Annotated in this window: 16 protein-coding genes and 2 pseudogenes; 8 read left to right on the top strand and 10 right to left on the bottom strand. The window is 62.6% G+C overall.

Going from position 1 to position 18,109, the window contains the following annotated elements:
• Nucleotides 1-52: 52 nt before the first annotated feature.
• The 3 genes from IMW75_RS07105 to IMW75_RS26845 are packed head-to-tail and all read left to right on the top strand — an operon-like array spanning nt 53 to nt 2,477.
• Entirely contained in the window at nt 53-766 is a 714-nt protein-coding gene (locus IMW75_RS07105; protein WP_205892183.1) for an ABC transporter permease, read from the top strand.
• 5 nt (nt 767-771) lie between these two features.
• Nucleotides 772-1,470: an ABC transporter permease gene (locus tag IMW75_RS07100; RefSeq protein WP_205892182.1), complete on the top strand. Its 699-nt coding sequence runs from the start codon at nt 772-774 to the stop codon at nt 1,468-1,470.
• The gene (locus tag IMW75_RS26845) at nt 1,470-2,477 is read left to right on the top strand and encodes a DMT family transporter (protein WP_045057361.1); all 1,008 of its coding nucleotides are present in this window, start codon (nt 1,470-1,472) and stop codon (nt 2,475-2,477) included. The genes IMW75_RS07100 and IMW75_RS26845 overlap by 1 nt, the downstream gene beginning before the upstream one ends.
• Here the strand turns inward: IMW75_RS26845 and IMW75_RS07095 are convergent.
• Nucleotides 2,433-2,918, bottom strand: a pseudogene (locus IMW75_RS07095) (TetR/AcrR family transcriptional regulator); the annotation flags it as partial. The gene IMW75_RS26845 and the pseudogene IMW75_RS07095 overlap by 45 nt on opposite strands.
• Before the next feature lie 163 nt (nt 2,919-3,081).
• Between IMW75_RS07095 and IMW75_RS07090 the strand changes: the two are divergent.
• Together IMW75_RS07090 and IMW75_RS07085 are read left to right on the top strand one after the other, a co-directional pair.
• Nucleotides 3,082-4,098, top strand: coding sequence for a M14 family metallopeptidase (locus tag IMW75_RS07090; protein ID WP_205892181.1), 1,017 nt, complete (start codon nt 3,082-3,084; stop codon nt 4,096-4,098).
• 230 nt (nt 4,099-4,328) lie between these two features.
• Nucleotides 4,329-4,796 (top strand): cupin domain-containing protein, encoded by a 468-nt coding sequence (locus tag IMW75_RS07085; RefSeq protein ID WP_045057359.1) that lies wholly within the window; start codon nt 4,329-4,331, stop codon nt 4,794-4,796.
• A 71-nt stretch (nt 4,797-4,867) separates the two neighbouring features.
• On the opposite strand, the gene IMW75_RS07080 is transcribed toward IMW75_RS07085, so the two are convergent.
• A complete protein-coding gene (locus tag IMW75_RS07080; RefSeq protein ID WP_205892180.1) occupies nt 4,868-5,650 on the bottom strand; it encodes an alpha/beta hydrolase in 783 nt (260 codons plus the stop codon).
• Between the two features lie 91 nt (nt 5,651-5,741).
• Between IMW75_RS07080 and IMW75_RS07075 the strand changes: the two genes are divergently transcribed.
• Nucleotides 5,742-7,028 (top strand): NTP/NDP exchange transporter, encoded by a 1,287-nt coding sequence (locus IMW75_RS07075; RefSeq protein ID WP_045057357.1) that lies wholly within the window; start codon nt 5,742-5,744, stop codon nt 7,026-7,028.
• Nucleotides 7,015-7,956, top strand: a complete 942-nt coding sequence (locus tag IMW75_RS07070; protein ID WP_082069086.1) for an aldo/keto reductase — start codon at nt 7,015-7,017, stop codon at nt 7,954-7,956. The genes IMW75_RS07075 and IMW75_RS07070 overlap by 14 nt, the downstream gene beginning before the upstream one ends.
• Nucleotides 7,957-8,112: 156 nt before the next feature.
• Here IMW75_RS07070 and IMW75_RS07065 read toward each other — a convergent pair whose 3' ends face one another.
• From IMW75_RS07065 to IMW75_RS07035, 7 genes are all read right to left on the bottom strand, one after another.
• Entirely contained in the window at nt 8,113-10,281 is a 2,169-nt protein-coding gene (locus tag IMW75_RS07065; protein WP_045057355.1) for a TonB-dependent siderophore receptor, read from the bottom strand.
• Between the two features lie 92 nt (nt 10,282-10,373).
• Nucleotides 10,374-11,261 (bottom strand): YghX family hydrolase, encoded by an 888-nt coding sequence (yghX, locus tag IMW75_RS07060; RefSeq protein WP_205892179.1) that lies wholly within the window; start codon nt 11,259-11,261, stop codon nt 10,374-10,376.
• Nucleotides 11,262-11,310: 49 nt separating this feature from the next.
• Nucleotides 11,311-11,724 (bottom strand): heme-binding protein, encoded by a 414-nt coding sequence (locus IMW75_RS07055; protein ID WP_045057353.1) that lies wholly within the window; start codon nt 11,722-11,724, stop codon nt 11,311-11,313.
• The gene (glcF, locus tag IMW75_RS07050; RefSeq protein WP_045057352.1) at nt 11,721-12,962 is read right to left on the bottom strand and encodes a glycolate oxidase subunit GlcF; all 1,242 of its coding nucleotides are present in this window, start codon (nt 12,960-12,962) and stop codon (nt 11,721-11,723) included. The genes IMW75_RS07055 and glcF overlap by 4 nt, the downstream gene beginning before the upstream one ends.
• 3 nt (nt 12,963-12,965) lie before the next feature.
• Entirely contained in the window at nt 12,966-14,030 is a 1,065-nt protein-coding gene (gene glcE / locus IMW75_RS07045; RefSeq protein ID WP_045057351.1) for a glycolate oxidase subunit GlcE, read from the bottom strand.
• Nucleotides 14,030-15,529, bottom strand: a complete 1,500-nt coding sequence (gene glcD / locus IMW75_RS07040; protein WP_205892178.1) for a glycolate oxidase subunit GlcD — start codon at nt 15,527-15,529, stop codon at nt 14,030-14,032. The genes glcE and glcD overlap by 1 nt, the downstream gene beginning before the upstream one ends.
• Nucleotides 15,530-15,614: 85 nt before the next feature.
• A complete protein-coding gene (locus IMW75_RS07035) occupies nt 15,615-17,378 on the bottom strand; it encodes an L-lactate permease (protein WP_045057349.1) in 1,764 nt (587 codons plus the stop codon).
• A 181-nt stretch (nt 17,379-17,559) separates the two neighbouring features.
• Between IMW75_RS07035 and IMW75_RS26840 the strand changes: the two are divergent.
• A pseudogene (locus tag IMW75_RS26840) lies at nt 17,560-17,792 on the top strand (hypothetical protein).
• A 102-nt stretch (nt 17,793-17,894) separates the two neighbouring features.
• Here IMW75_RS26840 and IMW75_RS07030 read toward each other — a convergent pair.
• On the bottom strand, nt 17,895-18,109 hold a 215-nt coding region (locus tag IMW75_RS07030; protein ID WP_205892177.1), incomplete at its 5' end, for an aldehyde dehydrogenase family protein.

Raw genomic sequence — 18,109 nt, 5'->3', positions numbered from 1 at the left:
CTCCTCCCACACGAGGGAGTGGTGATGTCTGGTTCGCCGACTGGAGACCGAAATGCCAGCAATGTTCGATTTGATCAATTTCAGCGAAACAGGCTGGGGCAGCGCGTTGCTCAAGGGCCTGTTGATGACCCTGCAGATTTCTGCGGGCGCTTTCGTGGTCGGTTTGTTTATCGGCCTGGTGGTGGCCTGTCTCAAGTTGGGCGCGCCTAAACCCATCGCGGCGCTGATGCGCGGCTACACCACGTTGTTTCGGGCCATTCCGGAGTTGTTGCTGATCCTGCTGCTGTACTACGTCGGCTCCATGCTGCTCAATTCGCTGATGGCCAGGGTGGGTTATGACGCGGTCAACGTCAGCGGCCCGCTGGCGGCAATTCTGGTGCTGGGACTGGTCCAGGGCGCCTATGCCTCGGAGATTTTTCGCGCGGCGATCCAGGCGATCCCCTATGGCCAGATCGAGGCGGCGAGGGCGTTCGGGCTCAGCGGGTTCGGCCTGTTCCGGCGAGTTACGCTGCCGATCATGGCGCCCTATGCCATGGCGGGGATGGCCAACCTGTGGATCAACCTGATCAAGGACAGTGCCCTGATCAGCGTGGTCGGCACCAATGAGCTGCTGTACACCGCCAAGCAAGGGGCGGGTTCGACGCGGCACTATCTGTTGTTCTACCTCACGGCTGCGGCGATGTATTACGCCGTGACGTTGGTGTCCAACTACCTCTCGGGACGGCTGGAGCGACGCATCCGTCGCTGGATGCCTTTGGCTGAGTGAATGAAATGATTCCAGCGTGGATAGTTGAATATGCGGCACTCCTGGGCCGTGGATTGCAAACGACCATCAGCATTCTGTTGATCTCGATGGTGTTCGGTTTCGCCCTGGCGGTGCTGGTGGCGTTGGCGCGGATCTCGAAAAACAAGTTCATCGCCAAGGCCAGCCTGTTCTACACCAGCGTGCTGCGGGGCACGCCGCTGCTGATCCAGATCTACATTTTCTACTACGGTCTGGGCAGCCTGTTTGCGCAGTTCCCGCTGATCCGTGGCAGCTTTTTCTGGCCTTATCTGCGTGACGGCTATTGGTATATCGTGTTCGCGCTGGTGCTGTCGGTGGGTGCCTACGTCGGCGAGGTGATTCGTGGTGGGCTGCTGGCGGTGCCCAAGGGTGAAATGGAAGCGGCCTCGGCGTTCGGCATGACTGCGCGCCAGTCCTTGTTGCGGGTGCGCCTGCCGCGGGCCATGCGCCTGCTGTTGCCGACCCTGGCCGGGGAGACGGTGATGCTGCTCAAGTCCACGGCCTTGGCCTCGACCATTGCGATCATCGACCTGCTGGGCGCGGCCAATGTGGTGCGCGCACAAACCCTGCAGGTGTATGAACCGTTGCTGCTGGTGGCCGGGGTGTATGTGTGCCTCACCTTCCTGATCGAGGCCCTGTTCTCGTTCTTCGAGCGGCGCGGGACACCTGTACGCAGGTCGTTGTGATGAGTGCGCCACGGATGGTTGATCGGTCATTGCAGGGCATCGGCCTGTGCACCCTGGGGTACGCGTTCCTGGCCTTGCAGGACGCGGTGATCAAGGCATTGGTGGCCGATTATTCGGTGGTCACCATCCTGTTCTGGCGCAGCTTGCTGGTAGTGGTGGTCTGCGTGGCTGCGGGGCGCTTGCGCCTGGTGCAGAAAGCCTGGCGTTCACCAAGCCGGCGCTTGCTGGTGCTGCGCGGTTTGCTTTCGATCATCGCCTGGGTGCTGTATTACACCGCTGCCCGAGACCTGTCGCTGGCGGAGATGACCACGCTGTATTTCTCCGCGCCGATCATGGTGACGGTACTGGCGGCGGTGATCCTCAAGGAACGCGCGAACGGGTGGCAATGGTTCACCCTGGTCGTCGGCTTCATCGGCGTGATCATCGCCTGCCGACCAACACGGTTGACCGACCCGTTGCCGGTGGTGCTGACCCTGCTGGCCGCCATGTGCTGGGCGTTCACCTACATCCAGTTGCGGCAGGTGGATGACCAGACATCGGTGCTGGAGCAAATGTTGATCACCAACGTGGTGTTTGTTATTTGCATGACCCTGGCCTTGCCGTGGACTCATACGCCAGCACCGATGCCGGACTGGCTCGGTATGCTCGCAGCTGGCCTGGTGGGTGGTATCGGCCAGTTCCTGCTGTTCGCCAGTTTCCGTCGGGCGACGGCGACCTTGCTGGCGCCATTCGAGTACACCGGGTTGATTTGGGCGTTCCTGCTGTCGAGTCTGATCTGGGGTACCCGGATGGACGTTTCGCTGATGATCGGCGCGGGGCTGATTGCTATCAGTGGCACCCTGGCGATGATCTTCGGGCGTCATGCCTCACAGGACGTCGTCGGCGCTGAATGCTCCGTTTCGCAACCCCTTTACCCAGCAGCGACAGATATGCAGGCCGTTGGCGGGGCTGAAGGTTTCGGGGTTGAGGCACCACTCGATCCAGAGTCCGTCGAGCGTCGCGGATAGGCCGATGGCGGCCAGGTGAGTGTCGTGGATCACAAACCCTTCGCTGGCCGCCAGGTCGTCGAGCAAATGGCGCAGCAAGTCGAGATAGGCGCGATAGCTTTTTTCGTGAGCCTGGCTGACGTGAACGGAGTGGCGGATCAGGCTCCAGAACACCACCCAGGCGCCGAGTAATTGCGGGTCCATGACCCGGGGGGCAAATGAGCCGGTGAGGAAGGCGTCCATCTTTGCGGCGGGGGTGTCGGCCTGTTCTATTTCCTGCATCAGGGCGCTCGTCAGTTCGTTGGCGAGCTTCTGGTAAGTGTCGGCGATCAGCGCATCGATGCTGCCGAAGTGATGATTGAGCAGGCCCACCGACACCCCGGCCTCCGTTGCGATGCGGCGCACCGACAGCCCGGCGTGGCCGTCGCGCACCAGGCAACGCAGGGCAGCAGCCACGAGCATTTCGCGGCGCGCGTCGGGTTCGGTGCGGCGGTTTTTCGCTGGGGCACGGGTCACGGGTTAGTCCTTGGAGTCGGTTATACGTTGCCGAGCTTAGTTGAACGTCTGTTCAATCACCAGCGGCAATGCCTTGGTTTTCGAGTGGTCATGACGGGAGGACAAACGGATGGTGCAGGATATTTCGTTGGATGTTCGCAGCAACAACGGCGACCCGTTGCAAGTGGGGGCCTGGCGTTACCAGGGTGATGGCAGCGGCCCCAAGGTGCACCTGCAAGCCGGGGTGCACGCTGACGAAATTGCCGGGATGCTGGTACTGCACCTGTTGATGCAACGCCTGCAGGTTGCCCAAGCCCAGGGGCGGCTCAGGAGTCAGGTGACGGTTGTGCCCCAGGCCAATCCCCTGGGTATTGGCCAGTTCCGCCAGGGCCGCCTGCTGGGGCGTTTTCATGACGCCACAGGGCACAATTTCAATCGTGGTTTTGACCAGTCGGCGGCGCAGCAACACCCGTCCACCAATGTCCAGGAATGGCAGAAAGCCCTGGTGCAACTGGCCGCCGATGCCGATGTGATGCTCGATCTGCACACCGATGACGAGGCACTGCCGTACCTCTATGTGCACCGCAGCTTTGCCGCCCAAGGCCGCGAACTGGCGGCAGCGATGAAGATGGACGTGGCGATCATCTGGGACGATGGCGGCGATGGTTCTTTTGAGGAAACCATTATTGCGCCCTGGCTGCGCAAAGGGCTCAGTGACCGCAATATGGCGGCAACCCTGGAGTTGCGCGGGCAGGGCGATGTCGGCGACCAACTGGCCGAACAGGATGCCCAGGGACTTTACACCTGGCTGTGCCGCTGCGGAGCCATTGATGAGGCGCTAAGCCCGGAGGATTGGCCGGTGCAAACCTTGGAAATGGGCCAGATGGAGACCATCCTTGCACCGACGCCCGGGGTCTTGATCTTCGAAAAACAGCTGGGAGACCCTGTTGAGGAGGGCCAGCGTTTTGCCCGGATCCTGCGCCGGCCCGGTGATCCCTCCAGCGAAGTGGTGTTGTTCGCCGAGCAGGCGGGGCGGATGGTCACCCGTTACCGCGATCGACTGATTGGCCAGGGCATGGTGGTGGCGAAATTCACGGGTACGCGTGTCTCCCGCCACTGGCACGGGGGCCTGCTCGACCCTAACTGACCGCTGGCCGGGCACTGGATAAAAGCGCCGCTCGACGAAGGACAATTCGCTGATACTGGCGCGAGAGTGCCGACCGGGGCTGACGTGTCACTGGTTTGTATCCCTGCGTATCAGGTGTGCCTGCAGCCACTTGCGCATACATATCCAGGGTGGCTTGGACACTTGGCTGATACATGGCGGCGTTTGAATGGGGCACACCGCATCTGCGGTACTACCACTGGAGAATCGCGATGTCCCTGTTCAATGTTCGTAAAACCGCTGGCGCACTCGGCCTGGCCATTGCCGCGACCACATTGGCCGCTGTCACGGGCCTGGCCCAGGCCCAGGAGGTCAAGTCGTCCACTCAGGATGCGCCGGCGACCAAGAGCTGGCAGACCGGCCTGCACCGCACCGATCTGCTGCACCGGGACATGGACGTTGCGGGACAGGAAGTGCTGCAGGTGCGCGTGGATTTCGAACCGGGCGTGGTCTCGCCCAAACATTCCCACCCGGGGGTTGAGGTGGCCTATGTACTGGAGGGCACGTTTGAGTATCAGCTTGAAGGGCAGCCTGCAGTGACACTCAAGGCGGGGGATTCGCTCTATATCCCGGCAGGGGTGGCGCATGTTGCGAAGAATACAAGTGCGACTACCAGCTCGGAACTGGCGACCTACATCGTCAAGAAGGGGGCGCCGTTGGTGAAGATTGTTGCTCAATAGGTGATGCGCTCAAGAAGGCGAGCATGCTGGAATTATTCAGCATGCTCGCCTCAGGAGCGCAACACTCAACCTCACAAAGCCTCCCGCAGCAGCCTCAGGTAATCCGCACTGGCGGAAATGGAATTATGCCCCACCCCCGGTATCACCCTGAGCACGGCCACCCCCGGAGCGAAATGCTCGAACAGCCGCTGGGTGCTCGAGCGCGGGATCACCTCGTCTTGCTCTGCCGCCATCAGCAGGGTCGGCACGCTGATCTCCCGGGCATATCGCCAGGACTCAAAACGATCCTGTAACAGCCACCGCACCGGGAAGATCGGAAACTGCCGCGCAGCGAGTTCTTCCAGGCTGTTATAGGGCGTGATCAGCACCAGGTGCGATGCCGGGCGCTGGCTGGCCAGGCGCACCGCGACACCGGAGCCCAGGCTTCGGCCCACCAGCGTCACCTGCGGGTGCCGGGCGTACACCTCGTCGAACAACCCCAGGGCGTCGCGCTGAATCGCTTCCTCGGTCGGCGAGCCAGAGCTGCCGCCAAACCCTCGGTAGTGCAGAAAATACAGCGCGTGATCGGCAAAGGCTGCTGAAAACGAGGGCAGGTTGCGCGACACGTCCTCGGCGTTGCCTCCGAAATAGATCAACGCCTTTGGGCCCTCGTGCTCGCGCACCGAGACCAGCACCTGCGCGTCGGAACGGGGCAGGGTCAAGAGCGCACTGGCCACGGATCGAGGCTGCGGGTAATAGATGAGGGCGCGCTGGAATATCCACAGCGCCATACAGAGCACCAGGTACAGCGCGATGACGATGTCTGCGATGATCATCAGGATGCGCGACATTCGACTAACGTTAGGGAGCGGCATTGACGACTCAAGGGTGGAAAACGGCGATCACTTGATCGCTGTCGCAGTGTAGTCGATCGGCCCCGTAGCGCGCCGGTCCGGGAGGGAAGCGATGCCCATCGCGCTGAAATCGCTGAATATTCTGCCCGCGGAAAGAACCGCGCTGATGCTGGGTTTTGCCTTCCATTTTTGTGTGCTCGCCAGCTATTACCTGGTCCGCCCCCTGCGCGATGCCCTGGGCCTGGAGGGCGGTGCGGACCAATTGCAGTGGCTGTTCAGCGCCACCTTCGTGGTGATGTTGCTGATGGTACCGCTCTACGGTGCGCTGGTGTCCCGGCTGCCGGCAACGCGTTTCGTGCCCTTGATCTATCGGCTGATTGCGCTGTCGATGCTGGTGTTCGGGCTGTTGATCGCCAATCACGTTGCGCCGGTGACCGTCGGGCAGGTGTTTTTTGTCTGGATCAGCATTTACAACCTGTTCATCGTCACGATCTTCTGGAGCGTGCTGGTCGACCGGTTTTCCAATGATCAGGGGCGGCGGTTATTCGGTTTTATTGCCGCCGGTGGCACCTTGGGCACCTTTATCGGGCCGCTGCTGGCCGCGACCATGGCCGTGCGCCTGGGCCCGATGGCCCTGACGCTGGCGGCGGCGGTGCTGCTCGAGATCGCGGTGCGTTGTTACCGGGCCTTGCTCAGGTGCACAGTGTCGCGTAGCGACAACCGCTCGCCGGATGACCAAAGATTGGGCGGCAGCATGCTGGCCGGCATCACGCTGATCCTGCGCTCGCGCTATTTGCTTGGGCTGGTGGCGTTCATGCTGCTGCACACCAGCGCCGCGACCCTTTTGTACTTTGAACAAGGCCGGATCGTCGCAGGCAGCTACGCTGATGTGGCAAGCCGCACTCAATTTTTTGCTCTGGTTGATTTGCTGGTGTCGGTGCTGACCCTGTTATTCCAGCTGCTGTTGACCGCGCCGTTGATCCGCTGGGTCGGCGTGGGCGGGGCGCTGGTGATGTTGCCCTTGGCGAGCGTCGTGGCCTTCTCGGCGATGGCCATGGCGCCGGTACCTGCCGCCGTTGCCCTGGCGCAAGGGCTGCGTCGGGCGGTGGAATTTGCCTTCGTTCGGCCAGCGCGAGAGGTGCTGTGGACAGTGGTCAGCCGCGAAGAGAAGTACAAGGCCAAGAACGTGATCGAAACCCTGGTCTATCGCGGCGGCGATGCCGCCAGTGGCTGGCTGTCTGCGGGGCTGACGGCAGTAGGCGCAGGGTTTGGCCTGGTGGCCCTGGCGATTCTTCCGGTTGCGGGCGTATGGGCAGGGTTGTGTTTCTGGCTGGCCAGGCGGCAGGAACAACGGGCGGCCAGCACCCGAATGGAGGAGCAACATCATGAGCCACACTGATGGAATCACCCGTCGCCGACTACTCACGCTGGCTGCCGGTGTCTCGGCGGTCTTAACGTTCGACCCAGCCGGGGCGCAAGCGCCGCCGATCGCCACAGGAGGCAAGAGCATGCAGACCCGAGGCATTCCTTCCAGCGCCGAGCCGCTGCCCGTCGTAGGGTTGGGCACTTATCGCGGCTTCGATGTCGCCCCCGCGGACCCGGCCTACAAGCAACTGCCGGCCGTGCTGGATGCACTGTTCGAGAAAGGCGGGACGCTGGTCGACAGCTCGCCGATGTACGGGCGCGCCGAGCAGACCACCGGTGAGCTGCTGTCGATCCACGAGCCGCGCTCGCCGGCTTTCCTGGCGACCAAGGTATGGACCCGTGGTCGCGAAGAAGGCATTGCGCAGATGGAGCAATCATTCAAGCTGCTGCAAACCGACCGGATCGACCTGATGCAGATCCACAACCTGCTGGACTGGAAAACCCATCTGCCGACGTTGCGCGAATGGAAAGAGCAAGGGCGCATCCGCTACATCGGGATCACCCATTACACCGCGTCGGCCTATGACGAGGTGGAGGCGGTGCTCAAGGCTGAACAACTGGACTTCCTGCAAATCAATTACGCCCTGGATGATCGCGCAGTCGAAAAGCGCATTCTGCCGCTATGCCGCGAACGTGGTGTGGCAGTGATCTGCAACCGGCCGTTTGGCGGCGGTGGCCTGATTGCGCGCCTGAAGGGCAAGCCCCTGCCGGGCTGGGCTTCGCAGGTACAGGTCAATAGCTGGCCGCAATTGGCGCTGAAATTTCTGCTGTCGCATTCGGCGGTGACCTGTGTGATCCCAGGCACCGGCAATCCGCGTTACATGGCCGACAATGCGGCGGCCGGATTCGGCCCGATGCTGACCGGGGCGCAGCGTGAACAGCTGATTGACCTGGTGAACTGATGAGCTCCAATTCGGCTCACCCGTTAACGTTTACCATCCTGTAGGAGCGAGCTCGCTCGCGAAAAACCTGAGTACGCCGCGGGCTGTCAGGCACCCCGCATTATCGTTAACGCCCATTGCCAGCAAGCTGGCCCCTACAGGTGATTTCGGCAGCCGTCAGAAATTGACAGAAGCACTCAAGCGCGCCGTCAGCGGCGCGCCCTGGAATACGTAGTCATCGCCCATGTATTCTCCGGCATCGCGCCAGTAGCGCTTGTCGAACAGGTTGTCGACGCTCAGGCGAAAGACCGTCTCGTAACCATCAATACGCGTGCTGAATCGGCTGCCGACATTGAAGATCGCGTAGGCGCCGGTTTCCACTTCGCCCACCTGGCTCGCGTATTTGCTGGCGCTGTACTGCACGCCACCGAGCAATGCCAGGCCGTCTATCCAGGGCAATGCATAGTCGCCGGAAAGGCTGGCGCGCAAGGTCGGCACATTGATCGTCTGGTGGCCCTCATAAGCCGCCGTTCCCGTGCCGCTGACCCGCGAACGAATCGCCGCGACACTGGCACTGATCTGCAGGCGTTGGGTCGCCCAGCCATTGGCGGACAGCTCCAGGCCGGTGTTCTTCTGTTCTCCCTGTTGCGCGAAAGTGAAGGTGCCGTCGTCGTTGGGGCGCGAGTACTGATACGCCTGGCGAATCTGAAACAGCGCCGCGCCCAGGCTGATGCGCTGCCAGTCATACTTGACCCCGGCCTCGATCTGCCGGGACACGGTTGGCGCGAGGATTTCGAAGGCGTTGGTGGTAAACCACGCCGCCTCGCCGCCCAGGGACAGGCCTTTGCTATAGCGGGTGTACAGCGACAGGTTCTGCACCGGCTTGTAGATCAGCGCAGCCTGGGGCAGGAACTCGTACCGGCGGGTATGGCGAGTGGTTTCGCCCTGGCTGTCGAAGGTTTCTTCGTCCAGACGCACCGCGCGCCCGCCCAATACGGTTTGCCAGTGCTCGTTGAAGCTGATCCGGTCATTGAAAAACAGCCCGTACTGGCGGCTGTCCAGACGTCGCTGGGAGTCATTGAGCGGGCCGTCATAACGCGCGAAGTCTGCAGGCTCGCTGTTAATATTGGCGCTGCCGATCATCACGTTGATCGGGTCGCGCTTGTCCACCACCCGGCGGAACGCACTGGTGCCCAAGGTCAGTTCGTGGCCCAGGCCCGCCGTGTCGAAACGCCCGCTGAGGGTCGCCTGCAGTTCGTCGTTGCGGCGGGTATCGTCGGGGCTGCGGAAGTCGTAGATATCGTAGTCGCCCTCCGGGCTGAAGTCATTCGGCACTGCGGCGTCGGCGCAGCTGGCGGCACCGTAGCAACCCCAGGCGAACGAGCTGTAGTCGTCGATCACCACCCGGCTGCGCGAAGCGCTGATGTCGGTTTTCCATGCATCACTGAAGCGGTACTCGAACTTGCCGTTGAGGTTCAGCGCATCGGTGCTGACCGGGTTGGAGCCGCTCTGGTGGGCCAGCAGTTTTTTCGGCGAGGCATGGTGCGGCAGTCGGGTGCCACCCAGCAGTTGGTAGCCAGGCGCCGAGCGCTGTTCCCGGCTCTGGTACTCGGCGTCCAGTTGCAGCAGCGCATCGGGGCTGATGTTCCAGTCAAAGGCCAGGGAGGCAAAATCCCGCTGACCGTTGGCATGTTCAACGTAGGAATGGATATCTTCATGGGCCAGGTTGGCGCGCAGGCCGAACTGTTGTTCGCTGCCGAAGAACCCGCCGATATCGGTCGCCAGATAGCCGCTGCCGCGGTCATCGGTCGAGACCGTGACCTGGCGCACATCGGTCGGCCGCTTGGTCACGTAGTTGACCAGCCCACCGGGCTCCGACACGCCGCTTTCCAGGCCCGACAGGCCCTTGAGCAGTTCCACCTGCTGCTTGTTTTCCAGCCCGACGTTCTGTTCGCCAGTGATGGTGCGACCATTGATCCTGTAACTGCTGGCGGAGTTGAGCGAGTAGCCGCGCACCACGAAGTTCTCGTAATAGCCGACCGGGGCATAGGCTTGACCCACCGAGGCGTCATTGCGCAGGACTTCGCTGAGCAGGCGCGCCTGTTGATCCTTGATCAGCGCATCGGTGATGACCGTCACCGCCGCCGGGGTGTCGAGTAGCGTGGTCGAGTCGAAGCCGGCGACCGATGCGCTGTCGGCCTGATAGCCTGAGTTGTCTTCGCCGGTGACGGTGAGCGCCGGCAACTCGGTGTCAGCCGCCAGCGCGCTGTTGGCCGATAACAGGCACAAGGTCAGTAAATTGAGGGCGGACAAGCCCTGGTGTCCTGTCCGGTAAAGCCTGTCCATGCATACTCCTCGAAGTCTGACCCGCACTCAAAGCGCGCCATCATACAGAGGACGTATCCTGGCCGGCGATTGTAAATGCCAGCGCCAAGCGTTTACACCAGATAGCGCTGGAACCAGCCCAGGGTCCTGTCCCACGCCAGGCTTGCCGCAGCCTCGTCATAGCGGGGCGTGGAGTCATTGTGAAAACCGTGATTGGCGCCGGGATAGATGTGGGCCTCGTAGGTCTTGCTGGCGGACTTTAGCGCCTGCTCGTACGCCGGCCAACCTTCATTGATGCGCGTGTCCAGTTCGCCGTAGTGCAGCATCACCGGGGCCTTGATTCGCGGCACGTCTTTGGCCTCCGGCTGGCGCCCGTAAAAGGACACGGCGGCCCCCAGTTCCGGATAGGCCACGGCCGCGGCATTGGCGACACCGCCGCCGTAACAGAAGCCGGTGATGCCGACCTTGCCCGTGGCGGCGTCAAGCTTCATCAGCCACTCGATAGCTGCGAAGAAGTCGTTCATGAGCTTTTCCGGGTTGACGGTCGCCTGCAACTCGCGGCCCTTGTCATCGTTTCCCGGATAGCCACCCACGGAGGTCAGACCGTCGGGGGCGAGGGCGATGAACCCCGCCTTGGCAAGGCGTCGGGCGACGTCTTCGATATAGGGATTGAGACCGCGATTCTCATGTACCACCACCACTCCCGGCACCTTGCCCGGGGCTTTGGCCGGGCGCACCAGGTAGGCGCGCACCTGCCCGTTGCCCTGGGGTGAAGGATAGGTGATGTACTCGGCAATAATGTCCGGGTCGGTGAAGGCGACTTGCTCGGCCAGGGCATAGTTGGGGCTCAGGCTCGCAAGCAGGGCGCCAGCGGTCAGTCCGCCGAAGGTGAATAGCGCCGCGCGGTCAAGAAACTCGCGTCGGTTGATCTTGCCGTGGGCGTAGTAGTCGTAGAGTTCGAGCAGTTGCGGGGCGAAGTCCTTGGCGGTCAGGCGGGGCATCGGCAGGTTTCCTCTTCGTCGACTGATTCACCATTGGGGCTTGGCTTGATCAGGCGTTCGGGTTGCCCAGGCACTGCGCCCCCGCCTTGGCCACCTGTGCATCCTGTTCGGCCTTGACGCCTGATACCCCCACCGCGCCAATCACCTGGCCCTCGATGATGATCGGTACGCCACCCTCCAGGGACGTCAGCAAGGGCGCCGAGAGAAACGCATGCCGACCGCCATTGACCATGTCCTCGTAACCTTTGGACTCGCGCCGACCCAGCGCCGCAGTGCGGGCCTTTTCCGTGGCGATGTAGGCGCTGATCGCGGCAGCGCCGTCAAGGCGTTCCAGGGCCAGGGGATGGCCGCCGTCATCGACCACCGCGATGGTCACCGCCCATTGATTACCCAGGGCTTCATTGCGCGCAGCGGCGAGGATCTGACTGACCTCGACCTGGCTTAAAACGAATTTGCGGTTCATGGGGATACTCCAGCAGGTGGGGAGGGCAGTGCCGCTTCGACCAGTTCGATCCAGTGCCTGACCGAGGTGCGACCGGCGCCGTCGAGGTGCGTTTGGCAGCCGATATTGGCGGTAGCAATCACGTCGGGGCGCCCGCTTTCCAGGGCATTGAGTTTGTTGTCTCGCAATTGGCGGGCCAGTACTGGCTGGGTCACCGAATAAGTGCCTGCCGAGCCGCAGCACAGGTGACTGTCCGGCACGATGGTGAGGTTGAAACCCAGACGTACCAGCACCGCCTCGACCGCCCCCCCGAGCTTCTGCGCGTGCTGCAAGGTGCAAGGGCAGTGGAACGCCAGGCGTTGCTCGGCCTGCACGCCTAGTGTTTCCAGGGGTTCGTCACGCAACACTTCAACCAGGTCCCTGGCCAGCGCACTGACTTTTTGTGCCTTGGCGGCATAGGCCGGATCGGTGCCCAGCAGGTGCCCGTAGTCCTTGATGAACGCGCCGCAGCCGCTGGCGGTCTGCACAATGGCCTCGGCGCCACTCTCGATGCCTGGCCACCACGCATCGATGTTGCGCCGGGCGCGATCGAGGCCGGCGGCCTGAGCATCGAGATGATAATCCACGGCGCCGCAGCACCCGGCTTCGCGGCTCGGGGTCACGCTGATGCCCAGGCGGTCCAGTACCCGCGCGGCGGCGGCATTGGTATTAGGCGACAGGCCAGGCTGCACGCAGCCTTCGAGCATCAGTACCTGCCGGGCATGGCGCGCGGCCGGTCGGGCTTTTGCCGGCCAGGCACTGCGTGGCAATTTGGCGCGCAGCGTGTCCGGCAGCAGCGCCCGGAACACTTGACCGCTGCTGACCAGGCTCTTGAACAGCCCAGGGTTGGGCACGACGTTGCGCAGTCCCTCGCGCAACAGGCGCTGTGCCAGGGAGCGCGGGACCGCTGCATCGACCACCGCCCGGCCGATATCCAGCAGGTTGTGGTAATCCACGCCGGAGGGGCAGGTGGTTTCGCAGTTGCGGCAGGACAGGCAGCGGTCCAGGTGCAGTTGAGTCTTGCGCGTGACCTCGTGGCCTTCCAGTACTTGCTTGATCAGGTAGATTCGTCCGCGTGGCCCGTCCAGCTCGTCGCCGAGCAGTTGATAGGTGGGGCAGGTGGCATTGCAGAAGCCGCAGTGCACACAGCTGCGCAGGATGCTTTCGGCTTCTTCGGCTCGGGGCAACTGGCGGGCCTGTTCGCTCAACGTGGTTTGCATGGCTCAGAGCTCCGCGTACAGGCGACCGGGGTTGAAAATACCCTGGGGGTCGAGTTGCTGCTTGAGGTTGCGGTGGTAGCGCATGAGGGCGGCAGGCAATGGCTGGAAAGGGCTGTCGATCAATCCATGGCTGTAACAGGTCACGTGTCCGCCGACCTCGCTGACCACCTGGCGAATGAACGCGGCTTCAGCATCGGTCTTGAGCCAGCGCTGGGCACCGCCCCAATCGATCAGTTGTCGCCCCGGCAGTGACAGGCGAGGGGTGTTGTGCGGTACGGACAGCCGCCACAGCGGCTGATCCTCATCGAAAAAACTCAGCCTGTGTTCGTTGAGATCGGCCCAGTACCCGGCGTCCAGCAGCTCGCCGCCCAAGCGCTCGTGGGCCGCGGCCACCGAGCCTTCGCCGCCTTCCAGGCGCAGGTGCAGGCGTGTGCCATCGTGGCAGGCCGCGCTGATCGGCAACGGCTGCTGGCCCCATTCGCTGAGGCGATCAAGGGCGCGTTCGACGTCGAGCTCCAGGCTGATGCTCAGGCATTGCCGAGGCCTGGGCAGCACCTTGAGTGATACCTCGGTCACTACCCCGAGGGCGCCGTAGCTGCCAGCCATCAGACGCGACAGGTCGTAGCCGGCGACGTTCTTCATCACTTCGCCGCCGAAGCGCAGATGCTTGCCGTGGCCGGTGATTACCCGGGTGCCGAGGACGAAATCGCGAACCGAACCCGACCAGGGCCGTCGCGGTCCCGACAACCCGCAGGCGATCATGCCGCCGACCGTCGCGCCCTCGCCGAAGGACGGCGGTTCGCAGGGCAGCATCTGCTGCGAGGCAGCCAGCACTTCAGCCAGTTCCACCAACGGCGTGCCGCATCGTGCGGTGATCACCAGCTCAGTCGGATCGTAGCTGACGATGCCCCGATGGGCGCGGGTATCGAGCACTTCACCGGCAGTGATGCGCCCCAGGAAAGCCTTGCTGTTTGAGCCCTGGATACGCAGTGGGGTAATGCCCTGCAACGCCTGGTTAACTTGCTCCAGAAGTGCGGCGCTGTCATCGAAGTCATCTTCGTGGCGCATCAGAAACGCTCCAGCTCAGGGAAGGGCAATTGCCCCATGTGCACATGCAGCGCGCCGAATTCTGCGCAGCGGTGCAAGGTGGGGATGTTCTTGCCGGGGTTGAGCAGGCCAGCGGGATCGAACGCTGCCTTGACGGCATGGAACAGCGTCAGTTCATCACTGTTGAACTGGGCGCACATCTGGTTGATCTTCTCGCGGCCGACGCCATGTTCACCGGTGATGCTGCCGCCGACTTTCACGCACAGCTCGAGAATCCTGCCCCCCAGTGCCTCTGCCCGATCGAGCTCCCCCGGTTGGTTGGCATCGAACAAAATCAAGGGGTGCATGTTGCCATCGCCGGCATGGAACACGTTGGCTACGCGCAGGCCGTATTCGGCAGACAAGGCGGCGATGGCCTGCAGCACGCCGGGTAATTCCCGACGCGGTATGGTGCCGTCCATGCAGTAGTAGTCCGGCGACAGTCGCCCGACCGCCGGAAAGGCGTTCTTGCGTCCGGCCCAGAAACGCACGCGTTCGGCTTCGTCCCTGGCCTGGCGCACTTCGGTGGCGCCTGCCTGTTCGAGCACCTGGCGGACCCTGTCGCAGTCATCGTGGACATCGGCTTCGACGCCATCGAGTTCACACAGCAGGATGGCTTCGGCGTCCACCGGATAGCCGGCATGGATGAAGTCTTCGGCGGCGCGGATGGCCAGGTTGTCCATCATTTCCAGGCCCCCGGGGATGATGCCGGCACCAATGATGTCGCCTACCGCACGGCCGGCTTTTTCGACCGAATCAAAAGCGGCCAGCAGCACCTTGGCGGTCTGGGGTTTGGGCAGCAGCTTGACCGTCACTTCGGTGATGACGCCGAGCATGCCTTCAGACCCGGTGAACAGGGCAAGCAGGTCGAAGCCCGGTGAGTCCAGGGCATTCGACCCCAGGCTCAGGTGCTCGCCATCCACCGTGAGGATGTCGACCTTGACCACATTGTGCACGGTCAGGCCGTACTTGAGGCAGTGCACACCTCCGGCGTTTTCCGCGACATTACCGCCGATGGAGCAGGCGATCTGTGACGAAGGGTCCGGGGCGTAGTACAGGCCAAATGGCGCCGCGGCCTGGGAGATCGCCAGGTTGCGCACACCCGGCTGGACCCGTGCAGTGCGAGCCGCAGGGTCGATGTGCAGGATGTTGTTGAAGCGCGCCATCACCAGCAGCACGCCTTGCTCCAGCGGCAGTGCCCCACCCGATAGCCCGGTGCCCGCACCCCGGGCGACTACCGGAACCTGCATCTCGTGACACAGCTTGAGCACCCCTTGCACTTCGTCCAGGTGACGCGGCAGCACCACCAGCAATGGGGTGGTGCGGTACGCCGAGAGGCCGTCGCATTCGTAGGGTTTGAGCTCTTCCTGCTGATGCAGCACTTCCAGGTCCGGCAGGCGCGCATGCAGGGCCTGTAGCAGGGCAGCCCGGTCGACCTGCGGCAGCACGCCGTCGACGCGTTCATCGTAGAGAATGTTCATAGTCGCTTTACCCTACTCCGTTCATGAACGCCCGGGCAGCAGCCCGGGCAGGTAGGTCAGAAGCGCAACAACCGGCTGATCCCGTTTAATGCCCACCCACGACCATATCGCTGAATGGCGCCACATACGCCTGCAACGTCACCAACCCGCCGACCAGAATCGCCAGGACGATCGAGTGGAAGAACACATACCGCAGGATTTCTCCTTCATGGCCATACCAGCGAGTGGCAGTGGAGGCCACCACGATCGACTGCGCATCGACCATCTTGCCCATGACCCCGCCGGAGCTATTGGCAGCTGCCATCAGCACCGGGCTGAGCCCCAGTTGTTCGGCAGTGACCCGCTGCAGGCCGCCGAACAACACGTTCGACGCCGTGTCGGAGCCTGTCAGCGCGACGCCAAGCCAGCCCAGCAGGGTGCCGAACATGGGGTAGAAAATCCCCGTGGCAGCAAACGCCAGGCCCATCGTTGCGTCCAGGCCTGAATAGCGCGTGAGGAAGCCCAGGGCGAGCATCGCGACGATGGTGATCAGCGAGTAGCGCACCACCCAGATGGTGCGCACGTACTGCTTGATCAGCTGCGGAATCGAATAGCCCATCAACAGCCCGCCCAGGATCGCCGCCAGCAGGATGCCGCTGCCGGTGCTGGTCAGCCAGGTGAACTTGTAGACCGCTTCTTCGGTTTTTGGCGCAGGCACTACTGGTGGGACTTTTTCAATTTGCTGGTGGATCGTGCCAAAGGTGATCACCGGGGCAAAGACCGGATTCGCCTCGCGCAACGGTTTGCCTTGAGGATCGAGCTTGGCCGACTGGGTCACAGGATCAATGGCAGGGCGGGTGTCGAACATGTTCTTGAAACCCTGGGTACCCCAGGCGAACACGAACACGGTGAGGATGATCCACGGCATCCACGCACGCATCACGGCGGGTTTGGCATCCGCACCAAACGCGGCGCTGGCGACGGGTTTTTGATCGTGCTCGGCATCAATTTTCGAATTGTCGACGCGACCTGAAAGGGCTGCGGAGGTGTGTACGGTGGCCGGTTTCCACACCCTAAGGAAGCCGGTCAAACAGGCCATGGAGATCAGCGCAGCGATCACGTCCACCAGCATCGGGCCATGGTAGTTGGACACCAGGAACTGCGGCACGGCGAAGCTGACCCCGGCGACCAGGATCGCCGGCCAGATTTCCAGCATCTTGCGCCACCCGGCAAACGCCCAGATCAGCCAGAACGGCACGATCACCGAGAAGAACGGCAGTTGCCGACCGACCATCATCGACAGCTCCATTTCATCCAGGCCCGTGACCTTGGCGAGCGTGATGATCGGCGTGCCCAGTGCGCCAAACGCCACGGGCGCGGTGTTGGCAATCAGCGCCAGGCCGGACGCGGCCAGTGGCGAGAACCCCAGACCGATCAGAATCGCCCCGGTCACTGCCACCGGTGTGCCGAAACCTGCGGCGCCTTCAAAAAAGGCGCCAAAACAGAAGGCGATCAACAGCAGTTGCAGGCGACGATCGTCAGTGATCCGCGCCAGTGAGTCTTGCAGCACCTTGAACGAGCCATTTTCGGTGGTCAGGCGGTGCAGGAAAATGATGTTGAGTACGATCCAGCCAATCGGCAACAAACCGTTGGCGGCGCCATACAGGGCCGCGGAGCCTGCCATGTCGGCCGGCATGCCAAACGCGAAGATCGCGATGATCAGGGCTGAGCCCAGGGCTAGCAGGGCCGCCAGGTGCGCCTTGATATGGAAGAACGCCAGGGCCGCCAGCATCACCACCACTGGCACGGCTGCCATGAGGGTGGAAATGACCGGGTTGTTGAACGGATCGTAGATTTGCTGCCAGACCATGTTCCACCTCTGCTTTTTATTGTTGGACGTGCAGACCCCGAAGGGGCGGTGGTTTCCAGTATAGGTGGCAATGCGCCGCTGTCAGGCCGGGGTTTTCGGGCATTTTGACGAATCATTTTGGTGCGCTGGCGTGAGCTAAGATGAGTACTGACCCGAACCCAACGACCGGAGGATTACCGTGATGACTGAGCGCCATTTGGAACACAAGGGAACGCTGTCGAATGGATGCTCGATTGTGGTGAAGGCGGAAATTTTGCGCGACGGTTCGTTAAAGATGTTTATCGTCCGGACGGGGTACCGGTTTCCGAGGACCACGATCCACGACCGCATTTACTGGACATGGAAGCGGCGCTGGATTGGGGGGTAGATGTTGCGAAGGGGATCGGGAATGGGCAGAGAACACTGGGGCCTTGAGGGCGCCATCGCTGGCAAGCCAGCTCCCACAGGATTTGTGGTTGACCACAGGGTTGGGTAAGTCCCAACCCTTGTGGGAGCTGGCTTGCCAGCGATGCTTTTTTAGTGCTTGAACATCACATGCCGCACCACGGTGTAGTCCTCCAGCCCATACATCGACATGTCTTTGCCATAGCCGGACAATTTCTGACCGCCATGGGGCATTTCGCTGACGAGCATGAAGTGCGTATTGACCCAGGTGCAGCCGTATTGCAGGCGCGCCGACAACCGATGCGCGCGGCCGACGTCGGCGGTCCACACTGACGACGCCAGGCCGT

The sequence above is a fragment of the Pseudomonas gregormendelii genome, from assembly GCF_017114825.1.
Classification (GTDB): Bacteria; Pseudomonadota; Gammaproteobacteria; order Pseudomonadales; family Pseudomonadaceae; genus Aquipseudomonas; species Aquipseudomonas gregormendelii.
This window is presented reverse-complemented; position numbering and strand designations above follow the sequence as displayed.